This is a genomic window from Bradyrhizobium sp. SZCCHNS1050 (assembly GCF_032484785.1).
Taxonomy (GTDB): domain Bacteria; phylum Pseudomonadota; class Alphaproteobacteria; order Rhizobiales; family Xanthobacteraceae; genus Bradyrhizobium.
In genome coordinates this window covers 4,411,066-4,427,007 of record NZ_JAUETR010000001.1, presented here as the reverse complement: position 1 = coordinate 4,427,007, position 15,942 = coordinate 4,411,066, and the positions used below count along the sequence as shown (strand labels likewise).

At 65.5% G+C, this 15,942-nt stretch carries 17 protein-coding genes; 8 read left to right on the top strand and 9 right to left on the bottom strand.

Annotation, left to right across the window (positions count from 1 at the left end):
- Positions 1-133: 133 nt before the first annotated feature.
- Together QX094_RS19975 and QX094_RS19970 are read right to left on the bottom strand one after the other, a co-directional pair.
- Positions 134-1,111, bottom strand: coding sequence for a hypothetical protein (locus tag QX094_RS19975; protein ID WP_315750224.1), 978 nt, complete (start codon positions 1,109-1,111; stop codon positions 134-136).
- A gap of 161 nt (positions 1,112-1,272) precedes the next feature.
- On the bottom strand, positions 1,273-2,466 hold the full coding sequence (locus QX094_RS19970; RefSeq protein ID WP_315750223.1) for an MFS transporter: 1,194 nt from the start codon (positions 2,464-2,466) through the stop codon (positions 1,273-1,275).
- A 62-nt stretch (positions 2,467-2,528) separates the two neighbouring features.
- Here QX094_RS19970 and QX094_RS19965 point away from each other — a divergent pair, with 62 nt between their 5' ends.
- Positions 2,529-3,335, top strand: coding sequence for a helix-turn-helix transcriptional regulator (locus tag QX094_RS19965; RefSeq protein ID WP_315750222.1), 807 nt, complete (start codon positions 2,529-2,531; stop codon positions 3,333-3,335).
- A 126-nt stretch (positions 3,336-3,461) separates the two neighbouring features.
- The gene (locus tag QX094_RS19960; protein WP_315718038.1) at positions 3,462-4,811 is read left to right on the top strand and encodes a malonyl-CoA decarboxylase; all 1,350 of its coding nucleotides are present in this window, start codon (positions 3,462-3,464) and stop codon (positions 4,809-4,811) included.
- Between the two features lie 856 nt (positions 4,812-5,667).
- Here the strand turns inward: QX094_RS19960 and QX094_RS19955 are convergent.
- Positions 5,668-6,084, bottom strand: coding sequence for an SRPBCC family protein (locus QX094_RS19955; RefSeq protein WP_315750221.1), 417 nt, complete (start codon positions 6,082-6,084; stop codon positions 5,668-5,670).
- A gap of 147 nt (positions 6,085-6,231) precedes the next feature.
- On the opposite strand from QX094_RS19955, the gene QX094_RS19950 reads away from it, so the two are divergent.
- Positions 6,232-6,483, top strand: coding sequence for a hypothetical protein (locus QX094_RS19950; RefSeq protein ID WP_315750220.1), 252 nt, complete (start codon positions 6,232-6,234; stop codon positions 6,481-6,483).
- A 227-nt stretch (positions 6,484-6,710) separates the two neighbouring features.
- Here the strand turns inward: QX094_RS19950 and QX094_RS19945 are convergent, their stop codons facing one another.
- The 5 genes from QX094_RS19945 to QX094_RS19925 form a co-directional block, all read right to left on the bottom strand.
- Complete coding sequence (locus QX094_RS19945; protein WP_315750219.1) at positions 6,711-7,343, bottom strand: hypothetical protein; 633 nt, start codon at positions 7,341-7,343, stop codon at positions 6,711-6,713.
- A 318-nt stretch (positions 7,344-7,661) separates the two neighbouring features.
- Positions 7,662-8,717: a hypothetical protein gene (locus QX094_RS19940; RefSeq protein ID WP_315750218.1), complete on the bottom strand. Its 1,056-nt coding sequence runs from the start codon at positions 8,715-8,717 to the stop codon at positions 7,662-7,664.
- A 403-nt stretch (positions 8,718-9,120) separates the two neighbouring features.
- Positions 9,121-9,375: a DUF3297 family protein gene (locus QX094_RS19935; protein WP_315718031.1), complete on the bottom strand. Its 255-nt coding sequence runs from the start codon at positions 9,373-9,375 to the stop codon at positions 9,121-9,123.
- Complete coding sequence (locus QX094_RS19930) at positions 9,372-9,848, bottom strand: glutathione peroxidase (protein ID WP_315750217.1); 477 nt, start codon at positions 9,846-9,848, stop codon at positions 9,372-9,374. Before QX094_RS19930 ends, QX094_RS19935 begins: the two co-directional genes overlap by 4 nt.
- Complete coding sequence (locus QX094_RS19925; protein ID WP_315750216.1) at positions 9,848-11,242, bottom strand: amidase family protein; 1,395 nt, start codon at positions 11,240-11,242, stop codon at positions 9,848-9,850. The genes QX094_RS19930 and QX094_RS19925 overlap by 1 nt, the downstream gene beginning before the upstream one ends.
- Positions 11,243-11,606: 364 nt before the next feature.
- Between QX094_RS19925 and QX094_RS19920 the strand changes: the two genes are divergently transcribed.
- Complete coding sequence (locus tag QX094_RS19920) at positions 11,607-12,710, top strand: lactonase family protein (RefSeq protein ID WP_315750215.1); 1,104 nt, start codon at positions 11,607-11,609, stop codon at positions 12,708-12,710.
- Between the two features lie 80 nt (positions 12,711-12,790).
- Positions 12,791-13,225, top strand: a complete 435-nt coding sequence (locus QX094_RS19915) for a group III truncated hemoglobin (RefSeq protein ID WP_315750214.1) — start codon at positions 12,791-12,793, stop codon at positions 13,223-13,225.
- 54 nt (positions 13,226-13,279) lie between these two features.
- Here the strand turns inward: QX094_RS19915 and QX094_RS19910 are convergent, their stop codons facing one another.
- Positions 13,280-13,537: a DUF6894 family protein gene (locus QX094_RS19910; RefSeq protein ID WP_315718026.1), complete on the bottom strand. Its 258-nt coding sequence runs from the start codon at positions 13,535-13,537 to the stop codon at positions 13,280-13,282.
- A gap of 305 nt (positions 13,538-13,842) precedes the next feature.
- On the opposite strand from QX094_RS19910, the gene pqqA reads away from it, so the two are divergent.
- The 3 genes from pqqA (at position 13,843) to pqqC (ending at position 15,844) form a co-directional block, all read left to right on the top strand.
- Positions 13,843-13,923, top strand: coding sequence for a pyrroloquinoline quinone precursor peptide PqqA (gene pqqA, locus QX094_RS19905; RefSeq protein WP_012029362.1), 81 nt, complete (start codon positions 13,843-13,845; stop codon positions 13,921-13,923).
- 215 nt (positions 13,924-14,138) lie between these two features.
- Complete coding sequence (gene pqqB, locus QX094_RS19900; RefSeq protein ID WP_315750213.1) at positions 14,139-15,068, top strand: pyrroloquinoline quinone biosynthesis protein PqqB; 930 nt, start codon at positions 14,139-14,141, stop codon at positions 15,066-15,068.
- A gap of 20 nt (positions 15,069-15,088) precedes the next feature.
- Positions 15,089-15,844 carry a pyrroloquinoline-quinone synthase PqqC gene (pqqC, locus tag QX094_RS19895; RefSeq protein WP_409977980.1) on the top strand — a complete coding sequence of 252 codons (756 nt, stop codon included), beginning with the start codon at positions 15,089-15,091 and terminating at the stop codon, positions 15,842-15,844.
- Positions 15,845-15,942: the final 98 nt, after the last annotated feature.

Below are 15,942 nucleotides of genomic sequence, written 5' to 3'. Positions count from 1 at the left end.
TCAAATATCCACCCCGTCGCGACCTTGCCTGGGACTCCCCCGCCCGACAATTGTGACAATTTGGGTGGATTTGCTCTCGTCTACTCCCCGTGCGCACAACGGTGGTAACCGTGAACGGCGGCGTTCGCCGGTATCAGCGATTGGCCGCGAACTCCGCGAGCATGCCCTTGCAGCCAGGCGTCAGCGCGCCGGCATTGGCCGCGAGGCACTGCGCGATTCGACCGCCGCCCGGCTCGATGCCGCTGCACAACGCCCGCGCGTCGGCGCCGCAGGCGGCCCTCACGATGCGCAACTCCTCGAGCGGCCGCAGCGGTCGCAGCACCAGCGCCGGCGCCGCCGGTGCAGCGGTGGTTGTCACCGCGGGCGCGGCGACAGCCGCAGTTGCCGGCGCGGCGCCGCCGCGCGAAGACGCCATCGCCTGGGCGCAGGGAGCGGACAGCTTGGCCTGGTTCTGCTCCAGGCATTGCAGCGCCGCGGCGCCGCCCGGCGGCACGCTGCCGCAGACCTTGCGGTAATCGGAGCCGCAGGCACTCCGGATCGCGGCCACCTGCGCCTCGCTCGGTTGGGCTGCGGGCGCTGACGCCGCTGCAGCCGGCTTGGCCGCCGGGGACTGCGTAGGCACGGCCGCAACGGCCGCGGCCGGCTGCGCCGCTGCCTTCGGAGGCTCGGGAGACTTGCTCGCCTCGGCGACGGCCGGCTTGGCCGGGCCGGACGGCACCGAAGCCGGCTTGGCTTCCGCGGCAGGCTTGGTTTCCCCCGGCGGCTTGGCTTCCGCCGCGGGCCTGGTCTCTGCCGCGGGCTTGACCTCTGCCGCAGGCTTGGCCTCTGCCGCAGGCTTGGCCTCTGCCGCAGGCTTGGCCTCCGCGGCAGGCTCGAGCGCCTTGACCGCCGTCTGACAAGATGAGGACAGGCTCGCGATGTTCTTCTGCAGGCATTGGAACGCCGCCGTGCCGCCGGGCGGCACGCTCGCGCATTTCGCCATGTAGTCGGACCGGCACGCCGACTTGATCGCGTTGCGCTGCGCATCGCTCTGCGCCAGCGCCTGCGTGGCTGCAAGGCCGGCCGCCGCGGCCATCCCGAGCACCAGCATTCTCCTGAAGCGATTGATCATCGGTCGATCCTCAATGGTGTCGTGCTTCAATGACTTGTCGCCAGCGCAGCCGCCCGCATGGTGGCCAATCGGGTCTCATCAGTATGCGCACGCGCATATCGGCCCAGGCTGCGCCGGCGGCGGATGCCTGGCAATTGGGAAAATTTGGGTGGATCGCATTCTCACTCCGCCGGCGCCGGCCGCAGCGCCGGCTGCGCCGCCGGAAGCTCCGGCGGCAGGATCAGCGCGGCGATGACCGCAACCAGGCAGAGCGCGGCGAAGGCCTGCAGCATGGTGACGAAGCCGCCGCGCTCATACAGCCAGGCGACGAGGCCGACGGAGGCGCCGGCCGCGGTGAAGCCGATGAAATAGCGCACCGCATAGGCGCGCGAACGCCATTCCTCGGCCGTGTACTTGCCGACCATGGCGTCGTTGACGGTGACCTGCCCGAACGCACCCATGACGATGCCGATCGAGGCCACGATCAGCGCCCAGTCGCGCGCGTCGGCGGCGAGATACAGCAGCGGCGCCAGCACCAGCGACAGCGGCAGCGCGATCGTCTTCAGCGCGTGGCGATCGAGCAGCCGCCCGATCGTGTACTGCGTCATCGCGCCGAACACGTAGACACCGGCCGCGATCACGCCGAGCAGTGCCGGGCTCTGCGTCAGCCCCGCCAGCCGTTCCGCGAACAGTTTTGGCAGCGCCACGGTGATCGCGTTGAACGTCGTCGAGATCGCGATCACCACCAGCAGCAGCGCCAGCACCACGCGCCACATCTGGTCGCGCGCGACGCGGGCCTGCGCCGCCGCCTGCTTCGATCCCCGGCGGTCCTCATGCGCAACCGCCAGCGCGAATACCACGCCGATCGCCACCGTGATCACCCCGGGTACGACGAAGGCGAAGCGCCAGCCGAGATATTGCCCGACCACGCCGGTCACCAGCGCAGACGAGGCGACGCCGAGATTTCCGAACACGCCGTTCAGCCCCATGTCGCGGCCGAGCCGGTCGGCATAGGACACCAGCATCGCGGTTCCCACCGGATGATAGATCGAGGCGAACAGTCCGATCGAAAGCAGCGCCGCGCCGAGCTGCCACGGCGTCCGCACCAAGCCGACCGAGATCATCGACAAGCCGATGCCGAGATAGAAGATCAGCATCATGTGCCGCCGGCTCCAGCGGTCGCCGAGCCAGCCGGTCAGGAGCGACCCGGCGCCGAAGGCGATGAAGCCCGGCGTCGCATAGGGCAAGAGGTCCGCATAGGCCATGCCGAGCGCCGGGCCCATGATGATGACCGCGGCTGCGAAGATCAGCATCGCATAATGGTCGATGAAATGGGCCGCGTTGACGAAGCCGATGACGCGGCGGGCGCTGTTCATGGGAGCTGTCCTCGATTCCTGACGGATCGGTTATAGTCGACGCGACCAACGAGAAGCCGCCAATGACCATCGTGGACACGCCATTGAAGCCGCTCGGCGCCGACCGGGTGACGACCGAGCCCGGCGTCCATCTGATCGCGCGCCTCTATCAAAAAGGTGCGCGGCTCGATCCGCACATGCACCGTGAATCCCAGTTGATCTACGCCTCGCGCGGCACGATGCAGGTGACGACGCCGCGGGGACGCTGGCTGGTGCCACCGGACCGCGCGGTCTGGGTGCCGGCGCGCCATGGCCACGCCATCGACATGCTGGCCGACAGCCAGATGCGGACGCTGTATTTCGAGCTGGACTGGCTGAAGCGGGAGACGCGGGGCGCGCGGCTCGACCGCGAGTTCGTGGTGCAGGTCTCGCCGCTGCTGCACCAGGCGATCCTGGCGCTGTTCGCGGCGGACGGCGGGCCCGAGCGCACGGCGCTGCTGGTGCGGCTCGCTCTGCTCGAATTGCGCCGCGCCGAGGATTCCTCGACCTTCATCCCCTTGCCGCAGGATCCGCGCGCGAGACGTGCCGCCCAGCTCGTCCTCGCCTCTCCCGCGAGCGAGGAGGACCTGGCGACCCTGGCGGGCAAGGTCGGCAGCTCGGCCCGCACTTTGTCGCGGCTGTTCGCGGCGGAGACGCGGCTGAGCTTCAAGGCGTGGTGCCAGCGCGCCCGGATCGCGGCCGCGATCGAGCGGCTGTCCACCGACCGTCACCTCTCCGTCAAGCAGCTCGCCGCCGATCTCGGCTATGCCAGCGTGCCGGCGTTTTCGCATGCCTTCAGGCAGGTCACCGGCCGCACTCCGACCGAATTCGCGGAGCAGACAGGTGCATGACACGCCGGCCGCATATGCACGCCGCGACGGCGGCGTTGACGATTTGTTATGTTTGAATGTCGCCAGCTTTGCCATAAATCCATGTAACATCGCCTTCATCACGCTCCGGGATTCGACCGACATCAGATGGCCAATGCCTTTTTCACCGACCTGATCACCACAATTTCCGAGCGAGGCCGGACGCTGCTGCGCGGCGGCGGCGCCCCTGTCGACAAGCATGATGCGAAAAGCCTGGCCGAGCTGTGCGAGGCGCTGGTGTCCGGCGCCGGCGAGGCCTCGGGCACGGCGATGGCCCGCGACGTTCTCGACGGCTATCACGATCTCGACCCCGAGGGCCGCAAGGCGTTCTTCACCGCGCTGGTGCATGATTTCGGTCCGGACAAGGCCAGGCTCGCCAAGGCGATCGACGACTGGCGCGCGACGCCATCGGACGAAGGCGCGAGCGCGCTGCATTTCGCCTCCGAGCCGCGCCGGCAGGAGCTGATCCGCCGGCTCAACCGCGCGCCGGGCGGCACGCCCGAGCTGGTGGCGATGCGCACCGATCTCCTGGATCTCATCAAGGGCAATCCGGAACTCGCCGCGCTCGATCGCGACGTCGTGCATCTCTTGAGCTCATGGTTCAACAGGGGGTTTCTCGTGCTGCGTAAGATCGACTGGTCGACGCCGGCGAACATTCTGGAACAGATCATCCGCTACGAGGCAGTGCACGAGATCCACGACTGGGACGATCTGCGCCGCCGCATCGATCCGGTCGATCGCCGCTGCTACGCCTTCTTCCATCCCGCGATGCCCGATGCGCCCTTGATCTTCGTCGAGATCGCGCTGACCGAGACCATCCCCGGCGCCATCGCGCCGCTGCTCGCCGTCGATCGTCCGCCGGTGCCGGCCGACCGCGCCCGCACCGCCGTATTCTATTCGATCTCCAACACCCAGCGCGGCCTCGGCGGCATCTCGTTCGGCAACTTCCTGATCAAGCAGGTGGTCGAGGAGCTGCGGCGCGAGCTGCCGAAGCTGGACACCTTCGTCACGCTGTCGCCGGTGCCCGGCTTCATGCACTGGCTGAAGTCGACGACCGATGCGACCGAAGAGGATCGCAACGTGCTCAAGCTGCTGAACGAGCCGCGCTGGGTCGAGGATGCCGAGATGACCGCCGAGCTGCGCCCGGTGATCGAGCCGCTCGCCGCGCACTACTTCCTGAAGGCACGCACCTCGAAGGGCAAGGTGATCGATCCCGTCGCCCGCTTCCATCTCGGCAACGGCGCCAGGCTCGAGCGCATCAACTGGCTCGGCGACCTCTCGTCCAAGGGCCAGCGCGAATCCGCGACCGTGATGGTGAACTACCTGTATCGGCTCGAGGACATCGAGAAGAACCACGAAGCCTATGCCAATGACGGCGAGGTCGTGGCCTCGAGCGCGGTCAAGAAGCTGCTGCGCGCCGAGGGCCGGCGGCTGCTGGATATGCGGCTGTCGTCGTAGGGATTGCGGACGCGCGCTGCGCTCTCTCACGTTCATTTCGCGCCATTGCTCGGCACATACAGCCACTCCAAACTCCGTCATTGCGAGGAGCGAAGCGACGAAGCAATCCAGAGTCTCGCGCGTCCCCCTGGATTGCTTCGCTGCGCTCGCAATGACGCCGGTTAGACGGTGGGTTCTCGCAACAACCACCGTCGTCATCCCGGCGAACGCCGGGATCCATAACCACAGGGAGTGGTTTGGGGCAGGCTCGCCGTTAGACCTTGCCAAGCCACATCCGCCGCGGCGTATGGGTCCCGGCGTTCGCCGGGACGACGATGAGGTTGGACCGCTTTCACATCTCAAACAGCTCAGGGACGTGCGACCGTAGCCTCGCGGCGCAGAGCGCCCGAGTGCTGCATCGACATGTCCCTCCGACAAATACAGAGGGCGCAGGGAAGACCGGGTGCTGGCCGCAACCCATGGCCCCCGTGCGTGAGAAAATGCACGGGGCAGGAACCACAGGTACGACCGGTGCATTCCGGCCTTCCCTGCGCGATGGTTGGAACGGTGTCCTTCGTGCTCTCCCTGGGGATCGGGCTCTTTTGCCCCCATCGCCCGCGCGTGCCGTCAAGCAACAACGCAGACTTGACCTCAGCGTCGAGAGGCCAGGACCACACGACTTCTCCGTCCGTAGCGACGCCGGTCGTCCACCGTCGCCGCTGCGGCCACCGCATCCCTGCCCCGACGTTCGTGACGACGCGTACGCCCCTCTGCGAAAAGGACAGGATGCGCGCAGTATTGCTGATTTTCGGAATTTGTCAAGGTGAAAGATTCGGGCGCCGCGCACGGCGCCCGCCGGGACCTCGGCCCCTCGCCCTCACGACGCCTTGCGTTTCGCCTCCACATGCCGCGCGAAGCTGTCGAGAATGGCCTGCCAGCCACCCTGCTGCTGCTCGATCGAATGGGTCGTTTCGGCATCGAAGACGACGCGAACGACAACGCCCTTCGGGCCGGGCTCGAAGTGGACCTCGGCCTTGCGGTCGCCGAAGGCGTATTCGATCAGCTTGTGCTCGACGATCTTCGTGTAGGTGCCAGCGAAGTCGAAGCCCATGCTGCCGTCCTTGGCCTCCATCCGCGACGAGAACGCGCCGCCCTCTCTCAGGTCGACCGTCGCCTTGGTCGTATGCCAGTCGTCCGACGCGGCATTCCATTTCACGATGTCGGCCGGCGTCGTATAGGCCCGCCAGACCTGATCGATCGGGGCTGCGACGGTGGTTTCGACGGTGATCCTCATGATTATTGCTCCAGGTTTGAGTTTGACGGCTCACTGCATGCGTGCAGCATTTGTGTTCGCCCCAAGGACGATCCAGACTGGCCGGTCCCGACAGATGGCAAGAGAATTCTTGCGTCCCGGGGACAGCCTATTGTCGGAGATGTTTGGATGGGGAAAGCCACACGAGCAGGGTTCATCGGCGTCGCAGGCGTGATCGGCTTCGCGCTGGGGGCCGCCATGCTTGGATACGCTGCTCTGGCCATCGGCTCTTTCGCTCTCAGTTTCGCGCCGGGAGGCATTCACAGCGACTGGAGCATCGTCGTGCTGTTGGGCATCGTGGCTGGCGTGAGTCTGGGCAGCCTCTTAGGAACTTGGGCAGCCGTACGGCTCGTTAAATTCCTGCTGCGGGAGAAGCAGTAACTGCGTCGTCTCCAAATGCGAGAGGTTTTGTGCACTGTCACTGGTATCCCAGCCAAAACAATTGCTTGGCGCCGTAGCTTGAACTCGACCGGCGACTTTCCTGGCGAGCGCCGCTGTGAATCGGTTTCACCAGAAAATGCATGAGCGGACGCATGTTGGTCGCGCTTTCGGCGGGCCTAACGAATCGGTCACACTACTCCATTGGCCCCGGTTTGTTTTGTACACGGTCAACGCAACTTCAGGCATTGACGAGGCTCGCCTCGCTTTTGGATTTCGGACACCTTGCCCGAGAGGATGACAACGACATTTGACCTGAATTCAGGCGTGAGATCACCAAGGGCGAGGATGCGTCGCAGTGCAGCTTGCAAATTAGGATCAGTATAATCGCAGACGACCGCATCGGGAGGAAATGGCCATACCGTGAGTCGGAGTTCCCGCAACGAGATCAGGTCCTGATCGCGCAAGTCGATCATCCTCTGAAGGAAGCTGACGTAATCAGGCGTGGGGAGCCCAAGCATCGCCCAGGTCGCGATGGCGCGGCGGCTGATGGGCTGCCCCGGTTCGGAGATGAAGCGAATGGCGAACTCGGAATGATGCGCGCTGAAGCGCCGTAGCTTCTCGAAGCTTGCGAGATTGAACCACGGTTTGCCCGGCCCGCTTAGAAAGATCCCAGCCACCGGGGATGCGACCGGTCCGAGATCCTTTTCGACTGCGATGATCCGATCGACATAGGCTTGGTAGCTGCCCGTCTGCATCCGGAGACTGCTCTCATTGCCATCAGCAAGCCAGCTGTTGGCGTGGCCAGGAGAGACATTGCCAAAGCATAGCACCAGCCACAGCGAAACCAGATGCATAGGCATCGCCGACCTCCGGAGAAGGTGCACAACGTACGGTATACCGAGCTCAACTTGGCTCTCATTATCTGAATCTGACATCACAAACTGAGTTTCAGTGGTCTGGGGCCTTCTGGCTCGGGACGCGCCGTGAGTAGCGCTCCTCACCATGAGGGCCAAAAGAGGGCCAAAAGTCGAGGGCGGCACCGCACACCAGATCATGAACACGCCGAGTGGCGTGTTCATGGAGAGGGGATACGCTGTCTCTGCGGATACATACCTCACTCGGAGGAGCCCCAAGGCGGCGTCTCGAAGGCGGCTGCGACATTCACAGGATCCAGCGGCTTAGGCTGCGGCCTGCTGCGGCCGCAGCCGCAGCACCGCCGCCGGCAGATTCGCGGCCAGCCACTCCGCGATCACCCGCTGCTTGCGGTGATAGGCCAGCCCCGCAGCGACCACCGCGACGCCGATCAGCGACAGTGCGAACGGGAACAGCAGCGAGTCCTTGAAGACGACGTCGGCGAGGTGGCCGAGATACATCGTGATGCCGATGGCGCCGAACACGGCGTAGGCGCGGCGGACGATGATGACGGCGATCGCGAGCAGGCCGACGTTCAGCAGGCAGTAGATCGCCTTGCCCAGCTCGGTCGCGCCTTCGGTGGCCGTGATCCCGCCCCAGAAGGCCATCAGGCCGAACAGGTGCAGCCAGAAGCCGAAGTCGCGGCTGTGGCTGTTGTAGTCGACGATCCACGCCACCGCGAGAATGCCGAGGCCGAACCAGATCGACACCACGCGGCGCATCTCCCAGTCGAAATGGCCGACGTTGAAGATCCAGGGCGTGAGGTCCATCGACATGAACCACAGCGCGACCGAGATGATCGCGACGATGAAGGGCACGCGATAGAAGCGCAGCGCGATCGCGCCCGCCGCGATGGTTGCGATCTCCATGAACAGCCAACTGCCCTTGATCCAGACGTAGAAGTCATGAACCGTGCCGGGCTTGCCGAACTTGCCCCACCAGCCGAATTCGGCCTGGAGGCCGTAGACGGCGAGCGGTGCCATCGACACGGCGATGGCGATCAGCAGGCCGCCTGGGACGCGCAAGCTCCGGCGCCAGAGGTGGTCGCCGGCGAAGCCGAACGCGGCGGCATAGGCGAGCGCGCAGGCCGTCAGGGCGCGGCCCCCCATCTGCGAGAACGCCACCGTCGAGAACAGGCCCATGGCTCCGATGACGATCAGCGCGCCGGCGTACCAGAGCAGATGCGCGGCATCGAATTTCGCGTGCGCCGCCGGACCCGGCTTCGCTTGTTGCTCGAGGTAGGTCAGCAACCGCTGCAACTCGTCGGGCCCGATCGCGCCTGCCCCGGCGGCGGCGCGCAGATCTCGTTCCGAATAGGCCATCGTCATCACCCTCTGTGACCCCGCCGGGAGACGGCACGCAGGGGTCCGATCGCGCAAACGCCTGGGGACGTCGCGCGTCGGGACCGGTGCCGACGGTGCGGATATGGGTGAGTGTAGCGGAATGTGAGCGACGTTCAATATAATTTTGAACGACGCTCAAATATCTGCGATCAACGTTCTAAATTACCCATCGCGACGCGGGGGCAAAGCTGCTTCGACCCCGCCCTTCTCCACACCGTCATGGCCGGGCTCCGTCCCGGCCATCCATGTCGGGCGCCTGGAATGACGACGTGGATGCCCGGGACAAGCCCCGGGCATGACGAGTCCTGGGTTGGCGGTTTGCCTCATCGCTGAGGCTAGAGGTTGGCCGATACGACCACCAGAGGCCCGCAGCGCAGTCGCCTCAATCCTTGAAATACGGCTCGACCGGGCCGTGGACCTTGATGGTCAGTGGGTTGCCGTGGCGGTCCTTGGCGTTCCCCGCGGCGACGCGGATCCAGCCTTCGCTGATGCAGTATTCCTCGACATTGGTCTTCTCGGCGCCCTTGAAGCGGATGCCGACGTCGCGCGACAGGATCTCCGCATTGTAGTAGGGGCTCTTCGGATCGACCGACAGCCGGTCAGGAAATGGGGTCGCAGTCGTCTCGTTGTCGCTCACAGCAGTGCCTCGATCTCTTTCTTCAACGCCTCGGGCGTGGTGGTCGGCGCATGGCGCGACACCACATTCCCACGGCGATCGACCAGGAATTTGGTGAAATTCCATTTGATCGCCGAGCCCAAGAGGCCGGTCTTCTCGCCCTTCAGGAACTTGTAGAGCGGATGTGCATCGGTACCGTTGACGTCGATCTTCGCAAACAGCGGGAAGGTGACGTCGTACTTGCCGGCGCAGAACGCGCCGATCTCCTCGGCCGTGCCGGGCTCCTGGGCGCCGAACTGGTTACAGGGAAATCCGAGCACGGCAAAGCCCCTGTCCGCATAGGCGCGGTGCAGCGCCTCGAGGCCGCGATATTGCGGCGTGAAGCCGCAGGCGCTGGCGGTGTTGACGATCAGCAGCACCTGGCCTGCGAAGCGCTTCAGCGGCACCTCCTCGCCCTTCAGCGAGGTCGCGGTGAAATCATAGATGCCGGCCATCAGCCCAGCACCGGATCGATCGGCGAAGCCGGGGTACCGCCAGCCTCGATCGCTTCGCCAGCGAGAAGGCACGCGTCCTCGCGAAAGCGCTGGCCGACCAGCTGGACGCCGACCGGGACGCGGCCGACCATGCCGGTCGAGACCGTCAGGCCCGGCAGGCCGAAGAACGGAATCGCGATCTGCGTGAGCTGCGCGTGCCAGACCTGCTGGAACGACTCCTCGCCCTTGCGGTCGAGCTGATCGGCGAACGGCAGCATGCCCGACACCGGCATCAGCAGCAGCGGATGCTGCTCCATGAACAGGAGCCATTGCCGGGTCAGCGCGGCGCGGCGCGCGAGCGTCTGCGACAGGTCGAATGGGTGAACCTTGTCACTGACGCCGCGCAGGCAGGCCAGCGCGCCTGGGTCGCCCTCCTTCTCGGCCGCCGCGAGCTGCGCCTCGTAGCCGTCGCCGAGCCAGAGACGGGTCTGCAGCAGCGCGGCCTCCTGCATCGGCGGCGTGTCCGCGATCTCCTCGACGGTCCAGCCGGCGGCTTCCAGCCGCCCGGCGGCATCGCGCAAGGCGGCCACGACCTCCGGCACAGGGTTCAGCCCGTCCGGGTTGACGCAGAGGGTAACGCGCTTCGGCAGCGGCGGGCCCTCGAGCGGCACCGGCATCCACCAGACATCGCGGACGTCGCGCGCCGACATCGCCGCCAACGCGATCCTGACGTCATTGATGGTGCGGGCGAGCGGGCCGGAGACGGCGCTGATCTGCGGTCCGATCGGGCGCTCGGGGAACTGTGTGTTGAAGGCGGGGATGCGGCCGACCGTCGGGCGCAGGCCGTGGATGCCGCAGGCATAGGCGGGATAGCGGACGGAGCCGGCGATGTCGGTGCCATGGCCGATATGGCCGATGCCCGCCGCGGTGGCCGATCCTGCGCCGCCCGAGGAGCCGCCCGGCGTGATGCTGGGGTCGCGCGGATTCTTGGTGTGACCGTGGATGAGGTTGCTGGTGAACCAGCGATAGGACACCGCCGGGGTGTTGGTGCGGCCGAGCAGCACGGCGCCGGCCTTGACCAGGTTGTTGACGACCGGATTGTGAGCCGAGGCGATCGCGTCCTTCTGCAGATTGAGGCCGTTGGTGGTAGCGAAGCCGGCCTGGTCGACATTGACCTTGATCGTCACCGGCACGCCGGCGAGAGGCCCCGGATCCTCGCCGCGCGCCAGCCGGGAGTCGATGGCGTCGGCCTGCTTCAAGACCTCCTCCGGCCGATGGTCGATCACGGCATTGATCGCCGGATTGACCGCATCGAGCCGCGCCAGCGCCGCGGTCGCGGCATCGCGGGCGGAGACCTGCTTCGACTTGATGAGGGCGGCAAGGTCGGCAGCCGGCAGGCGCCAGAGATCGGTCATGGGAAGCTCCGTGGTGTCGGGGCTTGTTCTAGCGCGAGCACTTACCGGGAGAAAGCCGTCGCGGCGCGGCACTCCAGCATAGCTTCGGCAGCAAACCGCATGGGTCTTGTTGCACTCGCCCTCGCCTCCTCGTCATGGCCGGGCTTGTCCCGGCCATCCACGTCGTGCAGCGCGCGTGGACCGACGTGGATGCCCGGGACAAGCCCGGGCATGACGGAGAGACAAACTGGCCGCGTGTTAGGGGTGCGAAGTGCGGTCGCGATCAATACCCATCCTGCATCGATCGATCCGGAATCAGGCTTGGTCAAGCTTCACGTTCGACTTTAAGAGCTGAAGCAAGCACATCACAAAAGGGGGAAACCACATGATCAGACCGGGCACCATCATGGCCGCAACATTCGTTCTCGCCGCTGCAGCAACGCTGGCGCCGCGCGCGGGCCACGCCGAGACCTATGCCTATGTCGGCAACGCCGACAGCAACGACATCAGCGTCTTCAAGTTCGATGCTTCCACCGGCGAGATGACCCCGGCGCAGACGGCTTCCTTCGTCGGCGTCGACAAGCCGGGCTCGTCGACCCCGCTCGCGGTCAGCCCGGACAAGACGGTGCTTATCGCCGGAATCCGCTCGCAGCCGTTCCAGGCCGAGAGCTTTGCGATCAATGCCAAGACCGGTCAGCTCAGCCACATCGGCAACGGGCCGCTCGCCGACAGCATGGCCAACATCGCCTTCGACCGCACCGGCAAGGTGCTGTTCAGCGCCTCCTATGGCGGCAACAAGGTGGCGGTGAATCCGATCCAGGCCAATGGCGTCGTCGCGGCGCCGAGCCAGGTGATCCCGACCGGGCTGAACGCCCACGCCTTCCTGCCCTCGCCCGACAACCGCTTCGTGTTCGCGACCAATCTCGGCTCCGACCAGGTGCTCGGCTTCGCCTTCGACGCCGCGACGGGCACGCTGACGGCCAAGGAGGCGCTGACGGTGAAGACGCCGGAGAAGTCAGGGCCGCGCCACTTCATCTTCCACCCGAACGGCAAGTTCATCTACCTTCTGCACGAACTCAACGCGGATCTCGCGGTCTATGCCTATGACGCGGAGAACGGCACCTGGAGCGAGCAGCAGCGCACCACCGCCCTGCCCTCAGGCTTCACCGGCAAGCCCTGGGCGGCCGATCTGCACGTGACGCCGGATGGCAAGTTCCTCTACGCCTCGGAGCGCGGCTCGAACACGATTGCCGGCTTCAAGGTCGATGCGGCCAGCGGGCGCGTGAGCCTGATCGGCAGCGTGCCGACCGAGACCCAGCCACGCGGCTTCGCCATCGATCCCACCGGGCGCTATCTCGCCGCCGTTGGCGAAGTGTCGAATGAGATGACGGTCTATCGGATCGACCCGGCCAGCGGCGCGCTCACGAGCCCGAAATCCTACGCCGTGGGCAAGAAGCCGAACTGGGTGGAGTTCGTCAGCCTGCCGTGAGCGAACGACAGGGCCGCCACGAGATCGGACGTGGCGGCCCGGCGTTTCCATCGGCGCTGCGAGTGCCTATATGCAACGCCATGACGATGCCTGCCGCCCAGCCTGACCGCCATCCCCTCGCAGTTCAACATCCGGAACTCGACGACGCCTCGATCCGCCTGCTGGTCGAGACCTTCTACGGGCGCGCACGGGAGGACGAGCTGATCGGCCCGATCTTCAACCGTACCGTGGAGGATTGGGACGACCATATCGGCAGGATCAGCGATTTCTGGTCGTCGATGTTCCTGAAGACCGGCCGCTACAGCGGCGCGCCGATGCGGCCGCATCTGTTGCTATCGTTGCGGGGGCCGCATTTCGACCGCTGGCTGCAACTGTTCGAGGCGACGGCGAAGGACCTGCTCGCGCCGGAGCTCGCGGAGCTCTTCATCGTCCGCGCCCGCCGCATCGCCGACAGTTTCGAGATGGGCATCGCCAGCACGCGCGGCGACATCGCGCGCCCGCGCCATTCGGTCTGATCTCGGCCGCAAGCACGCGGGCGTTCGGGAAACGGCCATGCGGCCGTTCTGCGCTCAATGGCGCGTCATCGATTGCGCCGGCATGTTGAAGATCGCTTCGGAGAACGGGAACTCCAGCACGATCTCACCGTCCTCGTCGGTCACCTCGATGACGGCCGTCATCAGCGCCGCGTTGCCGCCTTCGGTCCGCAGCAGTTCCTTGATCATGTCGCGCGCGACTTCCCAGGCGCGGTCGGGACTGCGCAGCACCTCGCCGTCGGTGTCGGAGACCAGTTCCTCGCCGATCCGTGTGTTGAAGAAATATCTAGGCATCATCAGCTTCCAATGGGGTCGCGCGCTGGGGTTTTGAAGTCTCGAACATCTCACGACTGCTTTATCCGGCCAGCTCAGCCCCCCAAGCTAGGGACCGAATTGAACGGTGTTGCGAAGCCATCGATCACGAATTCGTTGTTTTCACGGCTCGTTCCGACGAAAACGGCAGCAACTCGCATCTGCAACTTCGCACTGCAATAAACAGGCCTGAGAGGCTCAAACAAAAAGATTCCACTGGCGAACTTTTCGTAGCACGGTAGTTTATTGCTGAGGACGATAACCGTCCCGACTTGAAGGAGAGGACAATGGCCTGGAAAGCACCGAAGATCGTTGAAGTGCCGGTCGGCATGGAAATCAACATGTACGCCTGCGCGGCCCGCAAATAATTCGCGGGTGTGACGTCCAGGTCTCGGCGATCAGGACGTCGACGCTTGAGGGTGGGGATCAGCGACCGCGTATGTGCCAGCCCGTACGCTAGTCGGATGTCCCACCCTCGTCACCTTCCCTGCGGGCGGTCCTGACCATTGGTCAGCCTGCCTGTCGGTGATCCTGCCGCTGGTAATCGCGTGCGCCACCACAGCTGAATTCCAGGAGACGGCTCATGCTTCGCCTCGTCGTCCTGGGCGCCGCCGCAGGCGGTGGAGTGCCACAGTGGAATTGCGGCTGCGCCGTGTGCCGTGCCGCGCGCACCGATCATCCCGAGATCAGCAACAGCCAGGCCTCGGTCGCGGTCAGCGCTGATGGCGCCAACTGGTTCCTGATCAACGCCTCGCCCGATCTGCGCCAGCAGGTTACCCGCACGCCGCAACTGCATCCGAAGCCCGGCACCCTGCGCCACAGTCCGATCGCCGGCGTGATCCTGACCAATGGCGAGATCGACGCGGTCACGGGGCTGCTGTCGATGCGCGAGAGCTCGCCGTTTTCGATCCATGCGCACCCCAAAGTGCTTGCGATCCTCAGATCGAACAACATCTTCGATGTGCTGAAGGACGAGACCGTCAAGCGCGTGCCGATCGTGATCGATGTGCCGTTCCGGCCGCTGCTGCAGGACGGCCGGCCCTCGGGCCTGGAGATCACGGCCTTCGCCGTCTCGGGAACGAGCGCGTGGTATCTGCGCGACAAGCAGCATCCCGGCGGCAGCTCCTCGACCGGCGACACGCTGGGCCTGAAGATCGCCGATCTCGAAGGCGGGCAATATTGCTACGTCATCGCCGCCTGTGCCGGCGTGGACGATGATCTGAGAACGAGATTGAGGGGCGCGCCCTTGGTGCTGTTCGACGGCACGGTGTGGCGCGACGACGAGATGATCCAGGCCGGACTCGGCAACAAGACCGGGCAGAGCATGGGACATATCGCGATGTCCGGAGAAAGCGGCGCGATCAAGCAGCTGGCGGACCTCGCGATCGGCAGGAAGGTCTTCCTGCACATCAACAACTCCAATCCGGCGTGGCTGCACGCCTCACCCGAGCGGCAAACGTTGGAACGCGAGGGATGGGAAATCCCCGCTGAAGGGATGGAGATCGTACTGTGAGTGAGGTCAATCTGAGCGGAATGACGGCGCTGTCGATCGGACGCGGCGTGACGCTGAACAGTGCAAGCGAATTGGAAGCAGCACTTCGCCATATCGGCGCGACGCGCTATCACAACCACCACCCGTTTCATAAGCTGCTGCACGGCGGCAAGCTCAACAAGGGCCAGGTGCAGGCCTGGGCGCTCAACCGCTACTACTACCAGTCGACGATCCCGCTGAAGGACGCGATGGTGATGACGCGCTTCCGCGACCGCGCCACGCGGCTGGAATGGCGGCACCGCATCGAGGATCATGATGGCGATGTCGGCAGCGAGGGCGGCATCGAGCGCTGGATCAAACTGACCGAAGGCCTCGGCCTCGACACGGCCTACGTCGAATCGACCGAAGGCATCCTGCCGGCCACCCGCTTCGCGGTCGAAGCCTATGTGCATTTCTGCCGCGACCGCTCGCCGCTGGAGGCGATCGCCTCGTCGCTGACCGAGCTGTTCGCGCCGAGCATCCATGAAGAGCGCATCTCGGGCATGCTCGAGCACTACGATTTCGTCAACAACGACACGATGAGCTACTTCAAGCGCCGTCTCACCCAGGCGCCGCGCGACGCGAACTTCGCGCTGCATTACGTCAAGGAGCACGCCACCACGCCGGAGCAGCGCGCCGCCGTGTGCAACGCGCTGATCTTCAAGACCAACGTGCTGTGGGTGCAGCTCGACGCGCTGTATCATGCCTATGTCGAGGGCCACATCCCGCCCGGCGCCTTCGTGCCGAAGGAGGGCTGAGCGTGGTCTTCGCGGCTCTCTCAAGGGTACCGGTGCCACCCTCCCCTGGAGGGGGAGGGTCGGCTCGCGCGAAGCGCGAGGCGGGGTGGGGTGAAGCC